Annotated in this window: 24 protein-coding genes; 13 read left to right on the top strand and 11 right to left on the bottom strand. The window is 66.2% G+C overall.

The window, feature by feature from the left end; all coding sequences use genetic code 11:
- The 4 genes from JQT59_RS32445 to ygfZ form a co-directional block, all read right to left on the bottom strand.
- Entirely contained in the window at positions 1-201 is a 201-nt protein-coding gene (locus JQT59_RS32445) for a DUF3073 domain-containing protein (protein WP_109327228.1), read from the bottom strand.
- A 181-nt stretch (positions 202-382) separates the two neighbouring features.
- Entirely contained in the window at positions 383-1,336 is a 954-nt protein-coding gene (locus JQT59_RS32440) for an asparaginase (protein ID WP_213573480.1), read from the bottom strand.
- Positions 1,333-2,016 (bottom strand): MOSC domain-containing protein, encoded by a 684-nt coding sequence (locus JQT59_RS32435; RefSeq protein ID WP_213573479.1) that lies wholly within the window; start codon positions 2,014-2,016, stop codon positions 1,333-1,335. Before JQT59_RS32435 ends, JQT59_RS32440 begins: the two co-directional genes overlap by 4 nt.
- A complete protein-coding gene (gene ygfZ, locus JQT59_RS32430; protein ID WP_213573478.1) occupies positions 2,013-3,134 on the bottom strand; it encodes a CAF17-like 4Fe-4S cluster assembly/insertion protein YgfZ in 1,122 nt (373 codons plus the stop codon). Before ygfZ ends, JQT59_RS32435 begins: the two co-directional genes overlap by 4 nt.
- A 61-nt stretch (positions 3,135-3,195) precedes the next feature.
- On the opposite strand from ygfZ, the gene JQT59_RS32425 reads away from it, so the two are divergent.
- From JQT59_RS32425 to JQT59_RS32400, 6 genes are all read left to right on the top strand, one after another.
- Complete coding sequence (locus JQT59_RS32425) at positions 3,196-4,068, top strand: aminodeoxychorismate lyase (protein WP_213573477.1); 873 nt, start codon at positions 3,196-3,198, stop codon at positions 4,066-4,068.
- 164 nt (positions 4,069-4,232) lie between these two features.
- Entirely contained in the window at positions 4,233-5,729 is a 1,497-nt protein-coding gene (locus tag JQT59_RS32420; protein WP_213573476.1) for a cytochrome ubiquinol oxidase subunit I, read from the top strand.
- Positions 5,730-5,740: 11 nt separating this feature from the next.
- Entirely contained in the window at positions 5,741-6,778 is a 1,038-nt protein-coding gene (cydB, locus tag JQT59_RS32415) for a cytochrome d ubiquinol oxidase subunit II (RefSeq protein WP_213573475.1), read from the top strand.
- On the top strand, positions 6,775-8,478 hold the full coding sequence (gene cydD / locus JQT59_RS32410; RefSeq protein WP_213573474.1) for a thiol reductant ABC exporter subunit CydD: 1,704 nt from the start codon (positions 6,775-6,777) through the stop codon (positions 8,476-8,478). Before cydB ends, cydD begins: the two co-directional genes overlap by 4 nt.
- Complete coding sequence (gene cydC, locus JQT59_RS32405) at positions 8,468-10,147, top strand: thiol reductant ABC exporter subunit CydC (protein ID WP_213573473.1); 1,680 nt, start codon at positions 8,468-8,470, stop codon at positions 10,145-10,147. Before cydD ends, cydC begins: the two co-directional genes overlap by 11 nt.
- 368 nt (positions 10,148-10,515) lie before the next feature.
- Positions 10,516-11,568: a type IV toxin-antitoxin system AbiEi family antitoxin domain-containing protein gene (locus JQT59_RS32400; protein WP_213573472.1), complete on the top strand. Its 1,053-nt coding sequence runs from the start codon at positions 10,516-10,518 to the stop codon at positions 11,566-11,568.
- Between the two features lie 19 nt (positions 11,569-11,587).
- Here JQT59_RS32400 and JQT59_RS32395 read toward each other — a convergent pair whose 3' ends face one another.
- A complete protein-coding gene (locus JQT59_RS32395) occupies positions 11,588-12,229 on the bottom strand; it encodes a heme-binding beta-barrel domain-containing protein (protein ID WP_213578283.1) in 642 nt (213 codons plus the stop codon).
- Between the two features lie 325 nt (positions 12,230-12,554).
- Between JQT59_RS32395 and JQT59_RS32390 the strand changes: the two genes are divergently transcribed.
- Positions 12,555-13,844: a cutinase family protein gene (locus JQT59_RS32390; protein WP_502939758.1), complete on the top strand. Its 1,290-nt coding sequence runs from the start codon at positions 12,555-12,557 to the stop codon at positions 13,842-13,844.
- A gap of 63 nt (positions 13,845-13,907) precedes the next feature.
- On the opposite strand, the gene JQT59_RS32385 is transcribed toward JQT59_RS32390, so the two are convergent.
- The 5 genes from JQT59_RS32385 to JQT59_RS32365 all read right to left on the bottom strand — a co-directional run bounded on the left by JQT59_RS32385 (position 13,908) and on the right by JQT59_RS32365 (position 17,057).
- Positions 13,908-14,213 (bottom strand): DUF1416 domain-containing protein, encoded by a 306-nt coding sequence (locus JQT59_RS32385; RefSeq protein WP_159919651.1) that lies wholly within the window; start codon positions 14,211-14,213, stop codon positions 13,908-13,910.
- A 2-nt stretch (positions 14,214-14,215) separates the two neighbouring features.
- On the bottom strand, positions 14,216-15,052 hold the full coding sequence (locus JQT59_RS32380) for a sulfurtransferase (RefSeq protein ID WP_213573471.1): 837 nt from the start codon (positions 15,050-15,052) through the stop codon (positions 14,216-14,218).
- A 60-nt stretch (positions 15,053-15,112) separates the two neighbouring features.
- Entirely contained in the window at positions 15,113-15,565 is a 453-nt protein-coding gene (locus JQT59_RS32375) for a DUF4395 domain-containing protein (protein ID WP_213573470.1), read from the bottom strand.
- Positions 15,566-15,801: 236 nt separating this feature from the next.
- Positions 15,802-16,281, bottom strand: a complete 480-nt coding sequence (locus JQT59_RS32370) for a thioredoxin family protein (RefSeq protein WP_213573469.1) — start codon at positions 16,279-16,281, stop codon at positions 15,802-15,804.
- Positions 16,278-17,057 carry an LmeA family phospholipid-binding protein gene (locus JQT59_RS32365; RefSeq protein WP_109327246.1) on the bottom strand — a complete coding sequence of 260 codons (780 nt, stop codon included), beginning with the start codon at positions 17,055-17,057 and terminating at the stop codon, positions 16,278-16,280. Before JQT59_RS32365 ends, JQT59_RS32370 begins: the two co-directional genes overlap by 4 nt.
- 204 nt (positions 17,058-17,261) lie before the next feature.
- Here JQT59_RS32365 and JQT59_RS32360 point away from each other — a divergent pair, with 204 nt between their 5' ends.
- The 6 genes from JQT59_RS32360 to pstB all read left to right on the top strand — a co-directional run bounded on the left by JQT59_RS32360 (position 17,262) and on the right by pstB (position 23,130).
- Entirely contained in the window at positions 17,262-18,017 is a 756-nt protein-coding gene (locus JQT59_RS32360; protein WP_109327247.1) for a winged helix-turn-helix transcriptional regulator, read from the top strand.
- Positions 18,017-18,928: a mycothiol synthase gene (gene mshD, locus JQT59_RS32355; protein WP_213573468.1), complete on the top strand. Its 912-nt coding sequence runs from the start codon at positions 18,017-18,019 to the stop codon at positions 18,926-18,928. The genes JQT59_RS32360 and mshD overlap by 1 nt, the downstream gene beginning before the upstream one ends.
- Positions 18,929-19,146: 218 nt before the next feature.
- Positions 19,147-20,265 carry a phosphate ABC transporter substrate-binding protein PstS gene (gene pstS / locus JQT59_RS32350; protein WP_159919659.1) on the top strand — a complete coding sequence of 373 codons (1,119 nt, stop codon included), beginning with the start codon at positions 19,147-19,149 and terminating at the stop codon, positions 20,263-20,265.
- A 64-nt stretch (positions 20,266-20,329) separates the two neighbouring features.
- The gene (gene pstC / locus JQT59_RS32345) at positions 20,330-21,409 is read left to right on the top strand and encodes a phosphate ABC transporter permease subunit PstC (protein WP_213573467.1); all 1,080 of its coding nucleotides are present in this window, start codon (positions 20,330-20,332) and stop codon (positions 21,407-21,409) included.
- A gap of 4 nt (positions 21,410-21,413) precedes the next feature.
- A complete protein-coding gene (pstA, locus tag JQT59_RS32340; RefSeq protein WP_109327250.1) occupies positions 21,414-22,322 on the top strand; it encodes a phosphate ABC transporter permease PstA in 909 nt (302 codons plus the stop codon).
- Between the two features lie 31 nt (positions 22,323-22,353).
- Positions 22,354-23,130 (top strand): phosphate ABC transporter ATP-binding protein PstB, encoded by a 777-nt coding sequence (pstB, locus tag JQT59_RS32335; RefSeq protein WP_109327254.1) that lies wholly within the window; start codon positions 22,354-22,356, stop codon positions 23,128-23,130.
- 59 nt (positions 23,131-23,189) lie between these two features.
- Here the strand turns inward: pstB and phoU are convergent, their stop codons facing one another.
- On the bottom strand, positions 23,190-23,885 hold the full coding sequence (gene phoU / locus JQT59_RS32330) for a phosphate signaling complex protein PhoU (protein WP_109327259.1): 696 nt from the start codon (positions 23,883-23,885) through the stop codon (positions 23,190-23,192).
- Positions 23,886-23,932: the final 47 nt, after the last annotated feature.

The raw sequence follows: 23,932 nt of genomic DNA, 5'->3' as shown, positions 1-23,932 counted from the left end.
TCAACGCCGCCAGTCGTCATCGTCCTCCAAGGAGTACCCCTCCCTGTCGGCACGCTGGTCAGCAAAGACCTCGTCCCGATGCGAGTTGGACGACCCACCTGAGAGCTCTCGTTGCAGGCTGTCAAAATCCGTGGTCGGTACGCTGTACTTCAACTCGCGTGCAACCTTGGTCTGCTTTGCCTTAGCCCGGCCGCGGCCCATGGCTGACCCCCTCGCGCTTTCGCGGGGCGGCCTGGGGAATTTGGCGGCCCCGTTTGAGTGTGTAAGTTCCTGCCCACACTCTAGCGTGGAAAAGTCGCTCGCGCTTCCATCCACCGCCTGTCGTGGTGTCTGTTGTGTCTCACCCAGTGCGCGAGCAGCCAGAATGCCGAAATTATTCGGCTCAGAACACTCCGGGAATCGCGCGGACCGTCCCCACCCGGACGCCGCCACCGAGCACGGGCTGCGAGGCGAGGGCAGCGAGGTCCTCCGTCCACTCCGCGCCCATCCTGTGCAGCAGGGCTGCCGCCAGCGGCAGGCGGGCCCGCTCGTGGCCGTCCTCGATCTTGAACGCGAACGCCGAACCGTCCGGCAGTGCTCCGGCGTAGACGCCCTCGGCGCCGGCCTTCGACACCAGGCCGGGCACCACCGGCATCAGCCGGGCGTCGTCCTTTCCGGTGCCCGAGATCAGATAGGGGTGCTCCCGAATGGCGTCGGCGACGGCGCGCTCCGGTGAATCGGGCTCGGCCGTGACGAGCCGCGCGAAAGCCCGCGCCAGATGTGTCAACGACAGCGGGACGATCGGGAGGCCGCAACCGTCGATCCCCAACTCCGCGTCGACCTCACCGCTGATCGACCCGAGGGTCTCGACGACCGCGAGTTGCAACGGGTGCGTCGGCTCGAGGTAGCTGTCCAGCGGCCAGTCGTTGACCAGGCAGGTGGCGAGCATCGCGGCATGCTTGCCCGAGCAGTTCATGTAGACCGGCCGGGGGAGTTCTCCGGCCGCCAGCAGTTCGGCGCGGGCGAGTTCGTTGGACGGAAGATCCGCGGGACAGCGGAGCTGATCCTCGTCGAGTCCGTGGCGGAGAAGTAGTTCCTCGACCAGCTCGACGTGGTCCGATTCCCCTTCGTGCGAGGCGGTCGCAATCGCGAGTTCCTCCGCACTCGTCGGCGCGAAGCCGTTCCTGAGGAGCGTCACCGCTTGCCAGGGTTTGTTGGACGAGCGCGGGTAGATCGGCGTATGCACCTCGCCGACCGCGACGGCAATATCGCCGTCCGGACGCAGGATCACCGCGGATCCTCGATGGACGCACTCGCGGAACCCTGATCGAACCACCTCGACGAGTTCGATGCTCACGTCGTCACCTTGTCCTCCGGTTCGGCGATGCCCGCTCGCTCGACGATGCGCCGGGCCATCTGGGCGGCGGCCGGCGAGAGGTCCTCCTGCTGCGCGAGCAGAGCGGCGCAGCGCTCGGAGTCGCGGCCGGTGAAGAGATCGCGCACGGTGACACCGTGCGCGGGTACGTGGTGGCGGTGCACGGTGTCACCGGCACTGATCGACCCTTCCGTCACCACCCGCAGGTAGGCACCCGTGTCCCCGCGCCGAGTGAAGCGCTTGACCCAGTGCTCCTCGCCTGCCCACACCGCAAAGGTGCGGCAGGGCGTTCGGGGGCTGTCGACTTCCAGGACGGTGGTGCCGATCCGCCAACGCTCCCCGATCACCGCGTCGCTCGTCGGGACGCCGCGTAGCCGCAGATTTTCGCCGAACCAGCCCGGTGGTAATTCGCGGCCGAGCTCCACCTCCCACCGCCGAGCCTCGTCTTCCAGATACGCGTACACGGCTTTGAACGGGCCGCCGTGGTACTTGGTGTCGCAGACGTAGTCGCCTGCCAGCCCCGTGGCCGTCACCCGTATCGGACCGTCCACGGGACGCTTGTCGATAGCCGTGCGTTCCACGCGTCGGACACCACTGTCCCGCTCGGTGTGCAAGACGCAGACGGCCAGCACCTCGCCGGCCGCCCCGGCGCCTGCGCTCACCGTCCGCGCAGCCGCTCGACGGCGGCCCGGCCGGCCTGCACGGTCTCCTCGGTGGGAACGGAGTCGGGATCGATGGAGGCGGCGCACGGTCCCGTGACCAACTCGGTGTCGACGGGAATGGAGCGTTTGATCAGGGCGAGGGCGATGGGACCGAATTCATGATGGTCGATCACCGTGCCCACACGGCCCACTGTGCGGCCGCCTGCGGTGACAGGGTCACCGGTTTCGGGGCGACCTTCGGCGCTCCCGTCGAGGTGCAGCAGCACGAGGTGTCGGGGCGGCTTGCCGAGATTGTGCACACGGGCCACCGTCTCCTGCCCGCGGTAGCAGCCCTTCTCCAGGTGGACGGCCCCATGCTCGGCAGGACCGCCGATCCACCGGACTTCGTGCGGGATGGTGCGTTCGTCGGTGTCGAGTCCGAGGCGGGGCCGCAGGGCCGCGACCCGGAGCGCCTCGAAGGCCCACGTTCCGGCTGGTGCGGCTCCCGCCGCCGTGAGCCGGGCCCACCAGTCAGTCAGCTGCTCGCGGGGAACCAGCAGGTCGAACGAGGAGTCGGTGGGCCATGGCATGCGGCGAACGAATCCGCCGCCCGCCAGTGCGACGGCGGCGTACGGCTCGGTGGGTGCGGGGGCTCCGGCCCCCTCGAGTGTGGCGGGAGCGTCCGGTCCGATCACGGTGAGGACCGCCAGCTCGTTCCCGTCGCGGGGTTCGGCCTTGGCCCAGAACACCATCTTGGTGAGGAACGACAGGAGGTCGGGTCCGCGACCGGTCTCGGTGTCGATCCAGGTGACGCCGGCGAGCTCGGTCTGCACGAAGTGGTGTTCGACGCGGCCGTTGACGTCGAGGCTGAGGTTCTCCGCGCCCTCACCGTCGGCGAGGGCGGCGATGTGCTGGCTGGAGATGGTGTGCAGCCAGGTCAGTCGTTCGGCACCCGCGACGGCGAGGACGAAACGGTGGGACCGATCGATGACCACGGCGGAACGCTCGGCGCTGCGCTGTTCCCCGAGGGGGTCGCCGTGGTGCCATGCGACCCCGGCGTCCGGCGAGTCGTCGGGCGCGCGGACAGCGCCCGGGGTCGTGAGAAGTGGACTGGGTGAAACGGGCAGTTTGTCGACCACGAACCCAGTCTAGGGACCACGGAGGGGGTGGGGCGGCAGGCAGGGTGGATAGGCTGGCTCCATGTCTGATGCAGTGCTGGTGACGCTGGACCACGAGGTACGCGATGCGAACGCCCCGCTCCTGTACGCGGACGATCTGGCGGTGGTGCGCGGCGACGGTGTCTTCGAGACGCTGCTCGTCCGCGGCGGCCGGGCGCTCAAGGTGGAACCGCATCTGTCCCGGCTCGTGACGTCCGCCCGGGCCCTCGCCCTGCCGATGCTGGATCTCGACGAGTGGCGCCTCGCCATCGAGCTTGCCGTGGAACAGTGGGGCTCCGAACGTGAGGGTGCGATGCGTCTGGTGCTCAGCCGGGGGAGGGAATCCGGGGGTGACCCGACGGCGTTCGTCACGATCGGTGCGGTGTCCGATCGCATTCTCGACGCTCGTCGCGACGGCGTGGCGGTTCTCACACTGGCGCGTGGGTACTCCGTGGACCTGTCGGCGAGTGCGCCGTGGCAGCTGCTCGGGGCCAAGACCTTGTCATATGCGACCAACATGGCGGCTCTGCGCTACGCGGCGACGTTGGGCGCCGACGATGTGATCTTCGTCAGTAGTGAAGGCAATGTGTTGGAAGGGCCACGTTCCACCGTCGTCATCGCCCGGGAGAAAACGCTCCTCACGCCGCCGCCGGAGCACGGCATACTGCCGGGGACCACGCAGCAGGCGCTGTACGACGTGGCGTCCAAGAAAGGCTTCCGCTGTGAGTATGCCGCGCTGCGTCCCGCGGATCTCATTACCGCAGAAGGTGTTTGGCTGATCTCCAGCGTCACCATGGCAGCGCGGGTGCGCAAGATCGACGGACTGGTGCTTCCGGAGCCCCCTCTCGCTGACGAGATCGTGAAGCTGGTGGACCTTGCGGTCGAGACCGCGGGCTCGGAGTCCGCCGAGGCTTGACAGGCCTACTACATTCAGTAGTAGCTAGGTCCCGTCGGGGAAGTCGTGCGAGGGAAGCGTCTCGCAAAAAAGGACTGCCTCGACAGGATCACGCGCACAGGGATCGAGCGGATGCCCACGCCTCGAACCCGAAGCCTGTCCTAGGGCCCAGTTTCGGAGTAGCCATGGATACCCTGGATGTCTCCCGGTGGCAGTTCGGCATCACCACCGTTTATCACTTCATTCTCGTCCCGCTGACGATCGGGCTCGCGCCTCTGATCGCTGCAATGCAGACGATGTGGGTGATCACCGGTAAGGCCCACTGGTATCGGCTCACCAAATTCTTCGGCAAGCTCTTTCTGATCAACTTCGCGCTCGGGGTCGCGACCGGCATTGTGCAGGAATTCCAGTTCGGCATGAACTGGAGCGAGTACTCGCGCTTCGTGGGAGACGTGTTCGGCGCCCCGCTGGCGCTCGAGGGGCTCGTCGCATTCTTCCTCGAGTCGACCTTCCTGGGGCTGTGGATCTTCGGCTGGGGCCGGCTGCCGAAGCTCGTCCACCTGGCGACCATCTGGCTGGTCGCGGTCGGGGTGAATGCGTCCGCGTACTTCATCATCGCGGCCAACTCCTTCATGCAGCATCCGGTCGGCGCCACGTACAACCCCGACACCGGTCGCGCCGAGCTCACCAGCATCTGGGCGCTGCTCACCAACAACACGGCGATGGCAGCCTTCCCGCATGCGGTGGCAGGGGCGTTCCTGACCGCCGGAACGTTCGTCGCGGGTATCTCCGGATGGTGGATGGTGCGCAACATGCGACGGGCGCGGACGGCCACCGCACCCGAGGCGGCGAAGCTCGAAGGTGACGCACGGAGCATGTTCCGTCCGGCCGCGCGCCTGTCGCTCCTGGTGGTGATTGCCGCCGGTGTCGGACTCGTCTACACCGGCGACGTGCAGGGCAAGCTGATGTTCGAGCAGCAGCCCATGAAGATGGCGTCGGCAGAATCGTTGTGTCACACCGCGACCGACCCCGACTTCTCCATTCTCACGGTCGGCACCCACAACAACTGCGACGGTGTGAAGCATGTGCTCGAAGTGCCCTTCGTCCTGTCGTATCTCGCCGAGGGCGAGTTCACCGGAGTGACGTTGCAGGGCGTCGAGGATCTGCAGGCCCAGTACGAGGAGCAGTTCGGTCCGGGCAACTATCGCCCCAACCTGTTCGTCACCTACTGGTCGTTCCGCGCGATGATCGGTCTGGCCGCCGGTTCCGCTCTGCTTGCGGTGGCCGGGTTGTGGCTCACCCGCGGCAACCGTGTCCCCGACCAGAAGTGGTTTTCGTGGCTCAGCATCGCCGCGATCCCGACACCCTTCCTCGCCAACAGTGCCGGCTGGATCTTCACCGAGATGGGCCGCCAGCCCTGGGTGGTCGCGCCCAATCCCACCGGGGTGGACATGATCCGGCTGACGGTCGACCAGGGCGTGTCGCATCACTCGGTGTGGACGGTGTGGTTCTCGCTGATCACCTTCACGCTCCTGTACGGCGCACTGGGTGTGGTGTGGTTCATGCTGATTCGTCGCTACGCCGTCGAGGGGCCACTCGAGCACGACGCCCATCCGCCGGGTGACGACGACGAGGAACCCGAAGAACCGGGCACGCCGAAGCAACTCTCGTTCGCCTACTAGGAGAGACGGTCATGGGACTGGTAGAAGTGTGGTTCATCCTGATCGCGGTGCTCTTCACCGGCTACTTCGTGCTGGAGGGATTCGACTTCGGCGTCGGGATGCTGATGCCGGTGCTCGGCAGGCGCAAGGATGCCGACAGCGACACTCGCCGGCGAGTCGTCCTCAACACCATCGGTCCTGTGTGGGACGGCAACGAGGTGTGGCTGATCACGGCGGGCGGTGCCTTGTTCGCAGCGTTCCCCGAGTGGTACGCCACCTTGTTCTCCGGTTTCTACCTGCCGCTCCTGCTCATTCTGGTGGCCCTCATCGTGCGGATCTGTGCCATCGAGTACCGCGGCAAGATCGACGACGACACCTGGCGCCGGCGTTGTGACTGGGGCATCGTCTTCGGGTCGTGGGTCCCCGCGGTGCTGTGGGGTGTGGCCTTCGCGAACATCGTGCGGGGAGTGGACATCAATGCCGAGAAGGTGGTCACCTCCAGTCTTCTCGATCTGCTCAATCCCTACGCGCTGCTCGGTGGTCTGACCACGGCGCTCCTGTTCGCATTGCATGGAGCCGTCTTCCTGGCGCTGAAGACCGCCGACGAGGTCCGCGTCGACGCCGTCGAACTGGCAGCGAAGCTGGCACTGCCCACACTTCCGGTGGCCGGGGCGTTCGTCTTGTGGACACAGTTGGCGCACGGCAAGGGGTGGACCTGGATCCTGGTGGCCGCGGCAGCCGCTGCTCTCGCCGGGGTGGTCGCGCTCACCCGGGCCGGACGTGAGGGCTGGGCATTCGCACTGACGTCGATCGCCATCATCGCGAGCGTGGTGCTGCTGTTCGGTTCGCTGTTCCCCGACGTCATGCCGTCCACCCTCGACGCCGCGTACAGCCTGACTGTCGACAACGCGTCCTCGACTCCGTACACGCTGACAGTGATGACCTGGGCGGCTGCCTTCCTCACTCCGGTGGTCCTCCTCTACCAGGGCTGGACGTACTGGGTTTTCCGGCAACGTATTTCGACCAAGCAGATCCCGCCGTCGATCGGTCTCCCACTCGGGCGCAGATGAGCGTCGACGCAGGAAGCGAACTTAGTCTCCCCGGTGAGCGTCTCACCGGGAAGGCCGGTTCACGGCCGCCGATCGACCCCCGGTTGTGGCGCTACTCCGCCGCGGCTCGCGGTTATCTCGTCCTGACCGTCGGCCTGTCGGTCGTCAACGTCGCGATGGTCGTCATCTCGGCCCTGGCCCTCGGGCGGATACTCGCGGGAATCATCGTCGACGACGTCACCGACGTTCGCCGATGGACCACCGAACTGTCGGTTCTCCTGTTGGCGATGGGAGTTCGGGTACTCGGCACCTGGTTGCAGTCGAGGTTCGCCCATCGCGCGGCCAGTCGGGTCGTGGCAGAACTGAAGGGTGAAGTGCTCGGTGTCGCCGCCCGGATTCGGCCCCGCGACCTCGACGTGCGTCGGGACGAGATCGCAACGGTACTGACGCGCGGGATCGACGGTCTGCTGCCCTATCTCACGGGGTATCTCCCCGCCCTGGTTCTGGCCGCCACGCTCACCCCGGCGACCCTGGCGGTCATCGCCTTTCAGGACCTGACGTCCGCGGCGATCATCTTCGTCACGTTGCCGTTGATCCCGATCTTCATGATCCTCATCGGGCTACTGACCCGAGGCAAGGCTGCGAAGACGCTGACCGCGATGACGGCACTGTCGTCGCAGCTGCTCGACCTACTCGCCGGTCTGCCGACGCTCCGCGCGCTGGGTCGTGAGCAGGGCCCCGCCGCACGCGTGCGCGAACTCGGTGACGCACATCGCCGCACCGCGATGTCCGCCCTGCGGGTGGCGTTCCTGTCGTCCATGGTGCTCGAACTGCTTGCGACACTGTGCGTCGCGTTGGTCGCCGTCAGTATCGGTCTTCGTCTGGTATACGGCGAGATGAGCCTGGAGGCAGGAATTGTGGCGCTCATCCTCGCGCCCGAGGTGTATCTTCCACTGAGGATGGTCGGAACACGCTTTCATGCCGCGGAAGACGGAATGGCGGCCGCCGACCGGGCATTCGCGGTGATCGATACCGAACGGCCCGGCAACGGTGGCGGCATCGGCCGCATCGACGCACGAGGGGCGAGCATCGAGTTCGACGGCGTCAGTGTGCAGTCGCGCCGCGGGATGGCGCCGCATGCCTTGTCGGGAGTGCTCGAGCCTGCTCGGGTCACCGCGCTGACCGGACCGAACGGCTCCGGGAAGTCGACGGCCGTGCAGGTACTTCTGGCCCTCACGGACGCGGATGCAGGTGAGGTGCGGGTGGCCGGAACGCCTGTCCCGCAACTCGACCGGACCGCGTGGTGGGCGCAGGTGGCCTGGTTGCCGCAGCGTCCCGTCCTGGTACCCGGCACCCTCGAGGAGAACCTTCGGTTGATCGGCGACGTGGTTGATATCGAGGCAGCCTGCGCGGCAACCGGTTTCGATGCGGTTCTCGCCGAGCTTCCGGACGGGTGGGCCACCCGTGTCGGGGCAGGCGGAGCCGGCTTGTCGCTGGGCCAGCGTCAGCGGCTCGCGCTGACCCGTGTGCTCGCCACCCGCCGTCCCGTCCTGATCCTCGACGAACCGACAGCGCATCTCGACGACAGGTCGGAAGACACCGTGCTCCACTCACTGCGCAGACTCGCGGCGGCGGGAAAGACAGTCGTCGTCATCGCGCACCGGGCCAGTGTGCTGGCAGCCGCCGACTCTGTGATCGAGGTGCGCGCCGATGTCGAATGACCCGCTCCTGCGAGCTCTCCCGCTCCTCGAACTCGAGCCGAAGAGAGTGCTGCGGGCCGTCGCCGCCGGCGTAGCCACCCTGGGAAGCGCGTTGGCACTCGCCGCGCTCTCGGCGTGGCTGATCACCAGAGCCTGGCAGATGCCGCCCGTCCTCGATCTGAGCGTCGCCGTGGTGGCGGTCCGTGCCCTCGGAATCTCCCGCGGCGTGTTCCGCTACCTCGAGCGGCTGGCCACCCACGACACCGCCCTGAGGGGAACGACGTCCGCCCGGAGTCGGCTGTACCAGCGGCTGGCCGCCGGCAATCCCGCAGCCGCGGCGGGTTTGCGCCGCGGCGACCTCCTTGCTCGCACCGGGGCCGACGTGGACACTCTCGGCGATGTCGTCGTGCGTGCGCTGGTGCCGATCGCTGTCGCGGTCGTCCTCTCGGTGGCCGCCGTGGGCATCCTCGCTGTCATCTCGCCCGCCGCGGCGCTGATCCTGGCGGTCTCGCTCGCCGTGTCCGGGATTGCGGCGCCGGTGCTGTCCGCCCGCGCCGCGCTGATGTCCGAAAGGGACAGCGCCGCAGCGCGGGCACGCTTCAGCGAAGAGGCCGTCACGGTGCTCGATCACGCCGCTGAACTGACAGTGGCAGGTCGACTCGACCGCACCGTCGACGGTGCGATCGCTGCCGAGCGGACCGCCGTCGCCGCGACCGACCGGGCCGCTGTGCCCGGTGCCTTCGCCGACGCCGCGACCCCGCTCGCGGTCGGGGCCAGCGTGATCGGGGCACTGCTGATCGGCATGACCCTGTACTCGTCGGGGACCATGAGCCCGATGGCCCTGGGCATCCTCGTCCTCGTGCCGCTGTCGGCGTTCGAGGCGACCAGCGCCCTTCCCGCGGCCGCTGTCGCGCTGACCCGGGCCAGGATCGCGTCACGTCGGATCCTCGCGCTGTTCGATGCCGCCACCTCCGACCCGCATCCCGGGAATCGGGAACTGGACGGGCCCGTGCACGTACGCACGACCGGTCTCCGATGCGGATGGCCCGGCGGCAGGACAACAGCACCGATCGACCTGGACCTTCCGCCAAGCGCCCGGGTCGCGATCGTGGGCGGCAGCGGCTCCGGTAAGACCACGGCGCTGATGACACTCGCGGGACTGCTACCTCCGGTGTCGGGGGCGATCGACGTCAACGGTGCCGCGCCGGCCGACATCCGGCCCGACTCCCTGCGGCGCCGGATCGGATTCTTCGCCGAAGACGCGCACCTCTTCGACACATCCGTCCTCGAGAATCTGCGCGTCGCACGCGGCGATCTCCAGGAGGATGAGGCGCTCGACGTCCTGGAGTCCGTGGGACTCGGTGACTGGGTTTCGCGGTTGCCGCAGGGCCTGGCCACCACGCTCGCCGGCGGCGCCCGGGCGGTGTCGGGCGGGCAGCGTCGCAGGCTGCTGCTCGCCCGCGCCCTCCTCTCACCCGCCGACGTGCTGTTGCTCGACGAACCCACCGAACATCTCGACGCGGAAAGCGGAGCGCAGCTGCTGCGGGATCTCCTCGCGCGGGACGCAAAGCTGGTGTCGGGAGAGCGCACCGTCGTCGTGGTCACTCATCAGCTGCCGGAGGATACCAGCGCTGACGTGGTGATTCACGTCGAGAACGCCGAGAGCGAAAATACGTTGCCGACGCTCTGAGGGCGGCGTACTTTCTTGAGTACACGAGGAAGGAGGTGGTCTGAAGTTGAATGACAAACGGACACGTGAGGTGGCTGCCAGCTAGCCGCTACCGCTGACGGAATTCACTGACCGCGCGAGCGGCGAGCGAATCCCAGGCAGCTACCCGGCCCCCGAGCCCCCGGTCTGGTCCAGATCGGGTCCGGTGCACCCGCACCGGAAGGCTCGGGGGCCGTTCTGCGCTCCGCGCCTGTGAGTACTTATTAACAATCCATTGTTAGTAAGTACTCACAGGCGGTTATCCACAACCTCACATCTATCCACAGGCCAGTTCCGATCGTCGGCCTTCGCCCGTAGCTCTGTCGGTGACGCTGCGCACCGTTCGGACCATGACCACCGCGACATCCGACTGCACACCCGAATTTCAGCGCGTTCTCGACTACCAGCACGGGGTCGTCACCGCCAAGCAGTTGCATGACCTGGGTCTTTCGACCCGCCAGATCCAGCATCGCGTCGAGTCGGGGCAGTGGCCGGCCGTGCTCCACGGCGTGTATGCGGTGACCAACGGCCCACTCGACCGCTCCATGACTCTGTGGGCGGCCCTGCTGTTCGGTGGTCCGAGGGCGGTCCTCAGCCATCGCACGGCGGCAGAGGAGTGGGCGCTCGAGTCCGTGGACGCCACTGCGCCCATCCATGTGACCGTGCCCTACGGACTGTCGGCGGAGTCGCAGGCGCCCACGTATCGGCAGGCCGGTAGCCGGTCCGAACGGCTCGTCCCGAGGGAGGGCGATCTACTCCATCCCGGTGTCGTCGTGCATCGCTCCCGAGCACATACCCACATCACTGTGCCGACAGTGCCACCTCGGACTTCGCGAGCGGACACCATCCTCGACCTCGCCGTTTCCGAACCGTCGGCAGCAACTGGTGCCCGGGTGGTCGTGGCAGCAGCGACGACTGGCGGTGTTCCGGTGCACGATCTGCTCCGACGGATCGAGGAGCGGCCACCGCGCCGATATCGTCGGACTTTGACCGAAGCACTCGTGTCCGTGTCGGACGGCGGTGTTCAATCGCTCCTCGAACACCGTTACGCCGCAGACGTGGAGAAGGCGCACGGGCTACCGGCAGCGCGTCGACAGTCACCCATTCTCGTCGACGATCGCACCCTGTACGAAGACGTGGACTACTCGGACACCGGTATTCCACTGATCGTGCGACTCGATGGATTGCGGTACCACTCCTCACGCGTGGTTGCTCTGCGCGACCGGCGCCGCGGCAACGCGGCGGAAATCGCAGGAAAGCCGACGCTGGTGTACGGCTGGGAAGAAGTGACTCGGCGTCCGTGCGTCGTCGCCGCGGAGGTTCGAACGGTGCTCGGACGCGGTGGCTGGAGTGCCCCCAACCCGTGCCCGCACTGTGCGCACTTATCAACCGCGGAGTGTTAACAAGTACTCACGGGTGGGGTCAGCCGATGTAGCGGGTAAGACGCGCCGAAAGGCGGGGAAGAAGTTCTCCGTCAGCGATGATGCGTTCCTCGACGTACGCCAGGTCGCCGCCTTCGACGATGCCGTACAGACGCTTGGCGCCGCCGACGAGGGCACCGGAAGTGCTGCGGATGACGACATCGGTGGCGAGTTCCCACGACGACTGCGTGAGGGCGCGACCGTAGAACAATTCGACGATGCCGGAGCTGTGGGTGAGAAGCAGCTCGACGACTTCTTCGTTGGTGCTGCCGGGTATGCCGTCCCCGCTGATGCGCCAGAAACCGGATTCGCGGAGATCGGGACGGACGTATTCACCTTCGCTGTCGAGCACCCAGGACTGGGACTCCCAGCTCAGGTAGTTGCCGCCGTTGTGAGAGACGATGATCTGCTGCCCGAATCGATAGTCACCGGTTTCGGGGTCGTGGCCTTCGCCTTCACCGCGCCACACACCCACGAGGGGCAGTACCGCCAGGAGTTCGTTGTTGAGGTCCGGCCCGAGCCGCAGATTCGCGGTGTCCTCGGGCAGCGGAAGGTCCGGAAGCAGGGGAATGTTGCGTGACGCCGTCGACTTGGAGCGCTCGATGGCGGCCGCGACAGCTGCGTCTCCACTTCCGCGACGCACGGTCGCGAAATCGCCGGCCTGCTCGTCGGAAGCCGGCCGGTCGGGAGACGGATCTGCGCCTGCGTCCGGGGAGGAACTCACGACTCGTCGGTGACCAGGCGGTAGATCGTGTACAGCGAGAACCACGTGATCAACACGGCGGCAAGGACAAGAAGTACCTCGAAGAAGATAACCACGCTGCCATCTTAAACCGACGCATTCGAACGGTCGAAACGGGAGCGGCGTTCGCGGACGGCTAGTACCGTTCTCGCGTCGCCGGCCTTCGTGGCCGGGATTCTCCTTTCTCTATCCGGCCAGGTCGTTCCGCAATATTCATGGAGGTTTCATGCTGCGCCCATGCCCTGATCTACTGATGAAAGGTGTGATCATCGCCACAGCAACTCTTCTCGCGTCGGCGATGCCGGTGGTCGCGGTGGCGGCGCCGGACACCGGAAGTGTCGGCTCGGGGAGTGCCGACACGAACCGGGTGGATCCGAACAACTACGCCACCGAGTGCCCGGACGTCCTGATCGTTGCGGTGTCGGGCGCCACCGATTCGACGGAGGACCGCAACCCGCTCACGGACGAGGAGCGACAGCTCTGGTCGAATTGGGTGGGCAACGTGACGGTTCCGACGGGGGCGCGCAACGCCGACGAACCGGGGAAGGTGGGATGGATGTACGTCCCCTATCCCTCCACCTACGGTGTCGGGCTCCTCGAACCCGTTCCTACGTACCAGGATTCGATGGCGGCGGGTGTTGCCGCGACCAATCGGATCCTCGACGAGAACAAGAAGAAGTGTGGTGACGCCACCGAGTACGTTCTCGTCGGGTACAGCGTCGGCGCCGAGGTGGTGGAAAGGGTGGCCCGCGAACTCGGTCACCGCGACTCCACCGCGCTGGTGACCGCGGACGACATCGTCGGCGTGGCCTTGATCGGCGACCCGTACCGGCCCGCGGGAACTCCGTCGCTCGGTGATACCGGCCCGGCGGGTGGGGGATTCATGGCGTCCGAGCCCGCCGACTACGGCGCGCTGGACGGGAAGATCACCTACGCCTGCAGGCCGTACGACATCGCGTGCGACGCGCCTCAGGACATCGCGGTTCTCGAGCTCGCGTTTGGAGTGCTCGGTCAGATGCACTTCACGGTGCTGAACCCGGGCCAGACGTTCTCCGACTTCGCGACCGCGGTGTCGGGCATGGCTGCGCGCTCCATCGTGCACATCATCACCCATGAGGACTGGTTCGCTTCGGAGGAATCATTTCTCGATGTGCTGCGAACGGTGGCCGACCTCAGCTATGACCCCGACGGTCCCGACCGTGACATTCAGCTGACCGACGAGCAGGTTGTCGAGGCGCTGAACTGGGCGACGGGGCCCGGCGCAGACGTGGTACAGGCCAAGCTGGCCGACGAAGGCGCCGGATTCCTCGAGGACAACAAGGACATCTTCGACCTGGTGGTCAAGCCGTACATTTTCCTGGGGTTCATCCAGCACTTGCTCTACTGGAACAACAATCCGAACGACCCCTGGTACTGGGAGAGCGAGAAACTGGTCGATTGGATCACCGACCTGGCCCACGCCGAAAAAGGCAGCGATACAGCAGCGCAGCCGGACACTGCAACCCCGGGCAGCTAGGCCCCCGCAGCCGAGAAAGGCCCCGCTCCGTGAACGGAGCGGGGCCTTCGTGGTGCGGTGAAACTACTCGCCGACGGTGACGTCGACGTTGTGAACGCCTGCGCCGCTCGGGCTCACCGTGGCGGTGCCGTTGCCGGAGCTGGACAGTGCACGCACGGTCCAGTCGCCGGGAGCGGCGAAGAAGCGGAAGTCGCCGGTACCCGAGGCAACGACCTCGGCGGTGAACTCGCCGCTGCCGTCGAGGAGGCGCACGAACGCTCCACCGATCGGCTGACCGTCAGTGGCGAGGACACGGCCGGTGATGACCGTTTCCTTCTCCACGTCCACGCCTGCGGGCAGGGTCTGGGTCTGTACGGGTGCTCCACACATGATCAGTGAACCTCCAACTCGATCGGGGCGCCGACGAGTGAGCCGTATTCGACCCAGCTGCCGTCGTAGTTCTTGACATCGGACTTGCCGAGGATTTCCTTGAGCACGAACCAGGTGTGGCTGGAGCGCTCACCGATGCGGCAGTACGCGATGGTGGGCTTGGACTCGTCGTAGCCCTTCTCCGAGTACAGCTTCTCGAGGTCGTCGTCCGACTTGAAGGTGCCGTCCTCGTTGGCGGTGGTGCTCCACGGGATGTTCAGGGCGCCGGGGACGTGTCCACGCTGCTGCGCCTGCTCCTGCGGAAGGTGCGCCGGGGCGAGGATCTTGCCGGAGAACTCGTCGGGGGAACGAACGTCGATCAGGTTCTTGTTGCCGATCGAGTCGATGACCTCGTCACGGAACGCGCGGATCGACAGGTCGGGGGCCTCGGCCTTGTACTGGGTGGCCGGGCGGCTGACGGTCTCCTTGGACAGGGGGCGTCCGTCGAGTTCCCACTTCTTGCGTCCGCCGTCGATCAGCTTGACGTCCTGGTGGCCGTACAGCTTGAAGTACCAGTACGCGTAGGCGGCGAACCAGTTGTTGTTGCCGCCGTACAGGACGACGGTGTCGTCGTTGGCGACGCCCTTGGCGGACAGGAGGTCGGAGAACTGCTGCTGGTTCAGGAAGTCACGACGGACGCCGTCCTGCAGGTCCTTCCGCCAGTCGAGGCGGATGGCACCCTCGATGTGGCCGCCGTCGTATGCGCTGGTGTCCTCATCCACCTCGACGAAAACGGTCTTGGGGGCATTGAGGTTCTGCTCAGCCCAGTCGGCGGAGACTAGGACATCGGAGCGAGCCATGGTGTTCCTTTCGATGTGTACTTACTCGGTTCGGGTGGATGGTGCAGTGGTGTGTGGCGGTCAGGCGCTGGCGCGCACTCGTGCGACCAGGGGATAGATCTGGCAGCCCAGACAGAAGCCGAACGCCGCGTTGAGGAACGCCGCGAACAGGGCGAAACCGGTGGCCACGGCGCCGACGATGCCGGATCCGGCCAGGAAGCCGATGGTTCCGACTGCTGCGAAGACGAAACCGACGAGCTGCGCGAATCGCAGCGGTGCGACGGGTTCCTTCTCGGTCACCGGGGCGAGCCGGGGAGCGACGAGTGCGCCGAAGATGCGGCCGTAAGGGCTGCGGCGCGGCCCGGTGGCCGCACCGACTGCGAAGACGACGGTCTGCAGGGCGAGCAGGACGCCCGCGGCGAGCAGCGAAAACGTAGAGAGAATGAACACGGCGACCAGGACGGCGGTGGTGACCCAGGCGGCGAACCGAGGGCCACGAACGTCGACCTGCTCGACTTCGAGGGTTGTGGACATGAGAAGTGCTCCTGCGGTGAGTGCTGAATGCTTGCCTGGCTCCGACGGGCGACGAACATCGTCGTCATCGGGTTTCGATCACGTGAGCGGAGTCCGCGGTGTCAGCAGAAAGTGACAGCCCTGGTGATCAGCAGCAGGTACAGCAACAAGCCCCGAGGCGGCACAGGTCAACCGTGCGGCGTCGGGTGAGCATGAGCTCGTGGCTGGATTGCACGTCGGTGAGTTTACCCGGTTCCTCAGGAATTTGAAGCGGGGGGCCGGGAGAGGGGTTCCAAGGCGGCGCGCAGGTCGGCTGCGGCAGGCACACCGGACACCCGAAAACGTTCGCGCAGGTCGCTGTCCAGAATGAACGTCGTCGGCAGGGACAGAACGCCCAGTTCCTTGGCGAGAGCGGGGTATTCGTCGATGTCGAGTTCCACTTCGGCCGGTGGGTGCGGCTCGTTGCCGAGGTCCTGGACGACCTGTCCCACCACCCTGCGCACGGCGGCGCAAGGGCCGCACCAGTCTGCGGAGAAATGCAGCACGGTCGCCGAATGGTGAGATGCTGCCGCTTCGGGGCCCACGCCGGCGGCCCCGAGGAGCCGTCGCCGTTCATCGGTCACGAGGGAATCAGTCGACCCGCTCGTGGTGCGAACCTTGCCTTGCCTGCGTTGCCACCAAAGCCCGAACGCGACGGCGACGAGCAGTGTGACGATCAACAATGTGATTCCGGTCATCTGTTCTGCAGTTCGTCGAGGTCGATCGTCACGTCGTTGCCCACGCCTTCGATGACAATCTGTGAACCCTCGGCGTATACCTCTGTGGGCTGGACCCCGAAGGGTAGTTCCCTGGGGTCGATCGTCCGGGTGAAGAGTCCGAGGATGGCGGGAGCCAGGGGATCGGGGATGCTGAAGTCGGCGTGACCTTCCGGTCCGAAGTAGAAGTCGCTGGCCACGATCTTCACCTGGCCGCCCTCGAGAACGAGGTCGGCCTGCACGCTGACCGTCGTCTCGATCGGCCCGACCGGAACCGTGCCCGTGAGGACCACGCCCCCCGCCGTGGGCATGCCCGAGCCGCCCGATCCGCCGGTGCCGTCCGATTTGCTCGCCGGCGGTGCCGACACCTGCAGGTCAGGTATGCCGAGGAATCTGCCCAGGTCGGTGGCGTCGATCAGCATCCGGCCTGTCAGGTGATCGACGGGAAGCGCCTGGACCGAGCCGTCCACCAGATCGGACAGCGGGGCCGAGACGCCCTGGAGGGTGGACTCGATCGTCACCTCGCCCACCACATCACTCTGTACCCCCTGTGCGCGGATTTCGATGTTGTCGTACTCGCCCTCCCAGGCCTGGGTGAGGAACGGGAACCCGTGAACGGTGACCTCCGGATCCGCCGTGAGCGAGGCGCCCGCCCGCAGCTCCCTCGACACCCGGTACTCCGCGTAGGCCGCCGCCCCGAAGTCGACGACGAGACCGAGGGCGACGAGGAAGACGATTCCCATGATGAGTTTCCGCACGGCCCCATTGTGACCGACACGGTGACCGTGGGCGCCGGTGCAGCCATCGGCGCCGGGCCGCGGGGGTTCGGTGCAACGAACAGCTCTGGTGGCGCGCTACTCTGTCACCGACAAAAGTGTCGATACCTTCAGGGTCGATCTACCTGCACCGGCTGTCTCACCAGTCGGCCGGTCGGGTACGACGGTGACGAGATGGGAGGCTGTGTGGAGCTACTGCTTCTTACCTCCGACCCCAACCCGGAGGCGGTCTTACCGGCCCTCTCCCTGTTGGCGCATTCGGTGCGGCCTGCTCCGACGGAGGTGTCTTCGCTTCTGGAAGCGAGCTCCGCTGATATCGCCCTGGTGGACGCGCGGACTGATCTTGCGGCCGCCCGTGGCCTGTGCAGGCTGCTGGGAAGTACCGGTTCTGCCGTACCGGTGGTCGCCGTGCTGACCGAGGGTGGCCTGGTGGCCGTCAATTCCGACTGGGGATTGGACGACATCCTTCTGCCCGGCACCGGACCTGCCGAGGTCGACGCACGGTTGCGTCTGCTCGTCGGGCGCAGCGGTGGAGTTGCCAGCCCGGAGGCCTCGGGCAAGATCACGCTGGGCGAACTCGTCATCGACGAGGGCACTTACACGGCCCGGCTTCGTGGCCGTCCCCTCGACCTCACCTACAAGGAATTCGAGCTCCTCAAGTACCTGGCGCAGCACGCGGGACGCGTCTTCACCCGCGCGCAGTTGCTGCAGGAAGTGTGGGGCTACGACTTCTTCGGCGGCACCCGCACCGTCGACGTCCACGTGCGGCGTCTTCGGGCGAAGCTGGGCAGCGAGTACGAATCCTTGATCGGTACAGTCCGCAACGTGGGCTACAAGGCTGTTCGACCCGCCAGGACCAAGTCGGGTACACCGGTCGTGCCCGTCGACGACATGGATGCCGACGACATCGACTTCGAGTCGGCCGAGGGGCCGGCGATCTGATGAGTGCTTCGGTGCAGTCCTGGCAGGATCGACTCGACGCGACGCAGGCCGTCGAAGTGTCCGCGCTGTTGGAGCGGGCAGCGGAGACGGATGGGACCGCCGCGGTGTCGGAGCAGGGAATCCACGCGCTGGCCGGTGTCGGCGAGGCGCGGCATCTCGTATGGACCGACGAACATCGTGTGGTCGGGTACGCGCAGTTGCAGCCGGGTCACGGCGAGCACCCTGCAATGGCGGAACTCGCGGTCGACCCGCAGGCCCGTGGCCGCGGGATCGGTGGCCGCCTGGTCGTCGAGGCGCTGGACGAGGGTGGCCCTGACTCGCGGGTCTGGGCTCACGGCAATCTGCCTGCCGCGCAGGCGGTAGCGCGGCGTCTCGAACTGACCGGTGCACGTGAATTGTTGCAGTTGAGGCGCCCGCTTAAGGGTGCCGATCTGCCGGAACTCGTTGCGCCGCAGGGTATTACGCTGCGCGCCTACCGTGGAGTCGAGGACGACTCCGAGGTGTTGCGGGTCAACGCCGCCGCATTCGCCTGGCATCCCGAGCAGGGTTCGTGGACCGCGCGCGAGATCGCGGAGCGTCGCGCCGAGGACTGGTTCGATCCCGCGGGGCTGTTCATGGCCTTCGAGGCGTCGGACGAGAGCACCTTGCTCGGATTCCACTGGACGAAGGTGCATCCGGCGCAGGGCGAGAATCCGGCGATCGGTGAGGTCTACGTCGTGGCGATCGACCCGTCGGCGCAGGGGCGTGGACTCGGCCGATTCCTCACGCTCGCCGGACTGCATTATCTGCGCGACCGGGGAATCGGTGCAGTACTGCTCTATGTGGAAGGCGACAACGCTGCTGCCCTCCATACCTATGAGCGTCTGGGCTTCGCGCCGTTCCACGTCGACGTGGCCTACGCGCGCCGCTGACGGCCTCCACTACGTTCCGCTCGGCCGTACGTCCGGGAAATCTGGGCGAATGCGTGGTCTGTTCACTTTCCGTTCACCGATCATGGTCCTACTGGACATTCACTACCCCTAGGTTTCTCCATGGGCAGCGCCGTGTTGCCTGGTGCAGGATTCAACCAGCGATCCGCGCCTCATGTCGCCGCCCGATCGTGGGCGAGACGATATTTCCGGAGGACTAGGTGAATTTCAAGCGCAATGGTGCCCTGCTCGGTGCAGTGGCCCTGGGTGCCATGACCTTGGCCGCGTGTGGCAGCGACAACAATGCCGCAACGAGCGGAGTCGACGTGTCGGCGTCCAACGCCACGTGCGAGGGCAAGGCCAACCTCTCTGCCGCTGGTTCCTCGGCGCAGAAGAACGCGATGGACCAGTTCGTGTCCACCTACATCTCCGTCTGCCAGGAAAAGGGCAAGACCGTCAACCTCGCGTACAACCCCAGCGGATCCGGTGACGGCCGTACGCAGTTCATCGCCGGCCAGATCGATTTCGCCGGTTCCGACTCGGCAATCAAGGCCGAGCAGGCCGAGCAGGCGAAGGCCCGCTGTGTCGGCGGCGAGGCCTGGAACCTTCCTCTCGTCTTCGGACCCGTCGCCGTCGCGTACAACCTGGACGGCGTCGAGGACCTCGTGCTGAACGGCGAGGTGACGGCCAAGATCTTCAACGGCACCATCAAGAAGTGGAACGACCCGGCCATCGCCGCGCTCAACGAGGGCGCCACCCTGCCGGATCAGGACATCACCGCGATCATCCGCTCGGATTCGTCGGGCACCACCGACAACTTCCAGCAGTACCTCACGGCCGCCTCGAACGGCGCCTGGACCACCGGTGCCGGCTCCGACTTCACCGGTGGTATCGGTGAGGGTGCGAAGGGTTCGGCCGGTGTCGCGCAGGCAGTGGCCTCCGCCCCCGGTTCGATCACCTACGTCGAGAAGTCCTTCGCCGACCAGAACAAGCTGTCGGCCGCGCAGATCGACAACGGCTCCGGCCCCGTCACGCTGTCCGACGAGTCCGCGGCGAAGGCGATCGAGGGTGCGCAGTTCAAGGGTGAGGGCACGGGCGACCTGACCCTCGACCTCGCTTCGATCTTCGGTACCCAGGAGTCCGGCGCGTACCCGTTGGTGCTCGCCACCTACGAGATCGTGTGCTCCAAGGGATACGACGCCGACACCTCGGCTGCGATCAAGTCTTTCCTGACCAGTGCCGCGAACGAGGGTCAGGCCGACCTGGCCGAGCAGGGTTACGTGCCGCTGCCCGACACGTTCAAGGAGAAGCTGAACGCGTCGATCGCCGCCATCGGCTGATAGCACGCAGTTCGTTCGGACCGCTCATGTCTCTATATCCTGACGAGAAAGAATGCGAGCGCAGATGAGTGAAGCGCCCACCGAATCAGCACCTCGCACCTCCGGCTCCGCTTCAGGCGGGGCCGGGGTGGGCGGTCCGAACGGCACCCCGGAGGCCGAGTTGAGTTCTACCCAGGCCGAGACCCCGACCCCGACTTCGGCGGGAGGGACCCCCGGCAAGGCGGTCACCAGGCCCGGAGACCGGGTCTTCCGCTCGCTCGCGACCAGTTCGGCGATCTTTGTCTCCGTTCTCATCGGGGCGATCGGCATCTTCCTCGTGTGGCGCGCGGTTCCTGCTCTGAGCCGGAACGAGGTGAACTTCCTCACCAGCCGTGAGTGGGTCACCGTCGACATCAATGCGATGGCGTTCGGTGTGCTCGACCTCTTCCAGGTGACCCTGCTGGTGTCGGTGTTCGCGCTGGTGCTCGCAATGCCTGTTGCTCTCGGAATCGCGATCTTCCTCACGGCGTACTCACCGAGTTGGCTCAAGCGCCCGCTGGCATACGTCATCGACCTGCTGGCCGCGGTGCCGTCGATCGTGTATGGGTTGTGGGGCCTCCTCGTCTTCGCCCCGGCCATCAAGCCGTTCGCCATCTGGCTGAACCAAAACCTCGGCTGGTTTCCGCTGTTCGCGACCGGCAGCGGATCCATCCTCGGCGGCGGCACCATCTTCACCGCGGGCATCGTTCTCGGTGTGATGATCCTGCCGGTGATCACCGCGGTCACCCGGGAAGTGTTCGTCCAGACGCCCACCGCGCACATCGAGGCGGCGCTCGCGCTCGGTGCCACCCGGTGGGAGGTCGTCCGGACCACGGTCATCCCGTTCGGCAAGTCCGGTTACATCAGTGGTTCCATGCTCGGCCTCGGCCGCGCTCTCGGTGAGACCATGGCGCTGTACCTGATCTTGCGGACCACCTCGCAGTCGTTCTCCTGGTCCTTGTTCGACGGCGGCGCCACCATCGCCTCCAAGATCGCTCTCGGCTACGCGGAGTTCAACAACGACATCCAGGCCGGCGCCTACATCGCCGCCGGTCTCGAGCTCTTCGTGCTCACCTTCGTCGTGAACGCCGCTGCGCGCGCCGTGATCGCAGGAAAGAAGGACTGATCCCATGACCGCGACCCTCGACAAGCCGGTCAAGGCGCCCACCTTCCGGGGTGTCGGTACCCGGCGCCGTATCACGGACGTCACCGCTACCGTGCTCGTCACGCTGGCCGTGCTCATAGCGTTGATTCCGTTGGTGTGGGTGCTGTTCACCGCGATCGCCAAGGGAATTCCCGCCCTGACCTCGGCCACCTGGTTCACCCACTCGCTCAGTGGCCTGACGTCCTCGGCGGCCGGCGGTGGCGTTTACCATGCGCTGATCGGCACGATTCTGCAAGGACTCGTCTGCGCGCTGCTGTCCATCCCGCTCGGCCTCTTCGTGGCGATCTACCTCGTCGAGTACGCCGACCGGCAGTCGCGGCTGGCCAAGCTCACCACCTTCATGGTCGACATCCTCAGCGGTGTCCCGTCGATCGTGGCCGCCCTGTTCATCTATGCGCTGTGGATCGCCACCTTCGGCTTCCCGAAGTCGGGATTCGCGGTGTCGCTCGCGCTGGTGTTGCTGATGGTTCCCGTCGTCATCCGCAGTACCGAGGAAATGCTCCGCATCGTCCCCCAGGACCTGCGGGAGGCGTCCTACGCACTCGGTGTTCCTAAGTGGAAGACGATCGCCAGGATCGTGCTTCCCACTGCGCTTCCCGGCATCATCACGGGTGTCATGCTGGCCCTCGCCCGCGTGATGGGAGAAACGGCTCCGCTGCTGATCCTCGTCGGCTACGCACCGTTCATCAACTTCGATCTGTTCGGTGGTGAGATGGGGACGCTGCCCGGCGTCATGGTGTCCGAGATGAACAACCCCACCGATGCGGGCACCAACCGCATCTGGGGCGCGGCGCTGACGCTGATCCTGCTCATCGCCATCCTCAACGTTCTGGCCAAGGTCATCGGCCACTTCTCACAGGTTCGTAGCAAGTGACACATACACATACATCAGTAGGGAGCCGGTAATGGCCAAGCGTCTGGATCTCAAGGACGTCAACATCTACTATGGCAAGTTCCATGCCGTCGCCGATGTCGGGCTGTCGGTTCCCCCGCGGAACGTGACTGCCTTCATCGGACCGTCCGGCTGCGGCAAGTCGACTGTCCTGCGCACCCTCAACCGTATGCACGAGGTGACTCCCGGTGCGCGCGTTGAGGGTTCGATCCTCCTCGACGGTGAGGACATCTACGGTTCCGGTACCGACCCGGTCGGTGTCCGCAAGACCATCGGCATGGTGTTCCAGCGTCCCAACCCGTTCCCGACGATGTCCATCAAGGACAACGTGGTGGCCGGTCTCAAACTGCAGGGCGAGCGCAACAAGAAGCGACTCGACGAGGTGGCGGAGCGCTCACTGCGCGGCGCAAACCTGTGGAACGAGGTGAAGGACCGTCTCGACAAGCCCGGTGGCGGCCTTTCGGGTGGCCAGCAACAGCGTCTGTGCATTGCCCGTGCCATCGCGGTATCGCCCGACGTGCTGTTGATGGACGAGCCTTGCTCCGCTCTCGACCCCATCTCGACGCTCGCGATCGAAGACCTCATCACCGAGTTGAAGAAGGACTTCACCATCGTCATCGTCACCCACAACATGCAGCAGGCAGCGCGGGTGAGTGACCAGACGGCGTTCTTCAACCTCGAGGCGACCGGCAAGCCGGGCCGTCTCGTGGAGATCGACGACACCGAGAAGATCTTCTCGAACCCGACGCAGAAAGCCACCGAGGATTACATCTCCGGCCGCTTCGGGTAGAGCTCGAAGACGAACGCCCCGACCGTAACTCGGTCGGGGCGTTCGTGTTGGAAAGGCTCTTACAGATCAGGGTAGGTGGTCAGGTTGTCGGCATCGGCCACAGGCCCGGTCTCGTCGGGCAGCTTGCCGGTGACCAGGAAGATGACGCGACGGCCCACCTCGACGGCATGGTCGGCGAAACGCTCGTAGAAACGGCCCAGCAGCGTGACATCGACGGCCGCGGCTACGCCGTGCTTCCATTCACGATCCATCAGGACGGTGAACAGGTGGCGGTGCAGGTCGTCCATCGCCTCGTCCTCCTCGCGGAGGCGTGCGGCCCGCTCGGGGTCCCGGGTCTCGAGAACCTCACGGGCTGCTGCACCGATGGAGACGGCGATGCGCCCCATCTCGGCGAAGTATCCGTTGACCTCTTCGGGCAGAACGTGATTGGGATGTCGGCGGCGCGCGATCTTGGCGACATGGAGGGCGAGGGCTCCCATGCGGTCGATATCGGCGACGATCTGAATTCCGCTGACGACGGAGCGGAGGTCGCCGGCAACAGGTGCCTGAAGGGCGAGGAGGGCGAACGCACGCTCCTCGCAGATGGTGCTGAGATCGGTGATCTTGTCGTGCTCTCCGATCACCTGCTCGGCAAGGGAGAGGTCGGCCTGGAGCAGTGACTGGGTGGCCCGCTCCATGGCGGCCCCCGCAAGCCCCGCCATCTCACCGAGCAGGTCGGCAAGCTCGGTCATTTGTTCGTTGTAAGCCACGCGCATGAGGTCACAGCCTACGGTGCACGGGAGTCCAAGTCACGATCGCAGGG

The organism is Rhodococcus sp. USK13 (genome assembly GCF_018343855.1).
Classification (GTDB): domain Bacteria; phylum Actinomycetota; class Actinomycetes; order Mycobacteriales; family Mycobacteriaceae; genus Rhodococcus_F; species Rhodococcus_F oxybenzonivorans.
This window is presented reverse-complemented; position numbering and strand designations above follow the sequence as displayed.

Coding starts and splice junctions, on each gene's coding strand:
- JQT59_RS32420 (WP_213573476.1), top strand. CDS start 4,233: ATGGATACCCTGGATGTCTCCCGGTGGCAGTTCGGCATCACCACCGTT.
- JQT59_RS32370 (WP_213573469.1), bottom strand. CDS start 16,281: ATGACCGGAATCACATTGTTGATCGTCACACTGCTCGTCGCCGTCGCG.
- JQT59_RS32425 (WP_213573477.1), top strand. CDS start 3,196: ATGTCTGATGCAGTGCTGGTGACGCTGGACCACGAGGTACGCGATGCG.
- JQT59_RS32390 (WP_502939758.1), top strand. CDS start 12,555: ATGCTGCGCCCATGCCCTGATCTACTGATGAAAGGTGTGATCATCGCC.
- JQT59_RS32380 (WP_213573471.1), bottom strand. CDS start 15,052: ATGGCTCGCTCCGATGTCCTAGTCTCCGCCGACTGGGCTGAGCAGAAC.
- cydC (WP_213573473.1), top strand. CDS start 8,468: ATGTCGAATGACCCGCTCCTGCGAGCTCTCCCGCTCCTCGAACTCGAG.
- pstB (WP_109327254.1), top strand. CDS start 22,354: ATGGCCAAGCGTCTGGATCTCAAGGACGTCAACATCTACTATGGCAAG.
- pstA (WP_109327250.1), top strand. CDS start 21,414: ATGACCGCGACCCTCGACAAGCCGGTCAAGGCGCCCACCTTCCGGGGT.
- JQT59_RS32445 (WP_109327228.1), bottom strand. CDS start 201: ATGGGCCGCGGCCGGGCTAAGGCAAAGCAGACCAAGGTTGCACGCGAG.
- phoU (WP_109327259.1), bottom strand. CDS start 23,885: ATGCGCGTGGCTTACAACGAACAAATGACCGAGCTTGCCGACCTGCTC.
- mshD (WP_213573468.1), top strand. CDS start 18,017: ATGAGTGCTTCGGTGCAGTCCTGGCAGGATCGACTCGACGCGACGCAG.
- pstC (WP_213573467.1), top strand. CDS start 20,330: ATGAGTGAAGCGCCCACCGAATCAGCACCTCGCACCTCCGGCTCCGCT.
- JQT59_RS32385 (WP_159919651.1), bottom strand. CDS start 14,213: ATGTGTGGAGCACCCGTACAGACCCAGACCCTGCCCGCAGGCGTGGAC.
- cydB (WP_213573475.1), top strand. CDS start 5,741: ATGGGACTGGTAGAAGTGTGGTTCATCCTGATCGCGGTGCTCTTCACC.
- JQT59_RS32400 (WP_213573472.1), top strand. CDS start 10,516: ATGACCACCGCGACATCCGACTGCACACCCGAATTTCAGCGCGTTCTC.
- cydD (WP_213573474.1), top strand. CDS start 6,775: ATGAGCGTCGACGCAGGAAGCGAACTTAGTCTCCCCGGTGAGCGTCTC.
- JQT59_RS32375 (WP_213573470.1), bottom strand. CDS start 15,565: ATGTCCACAACCCTCGAAGTCGAGCAGGTCGACGTTCGTGGCCCTCGG.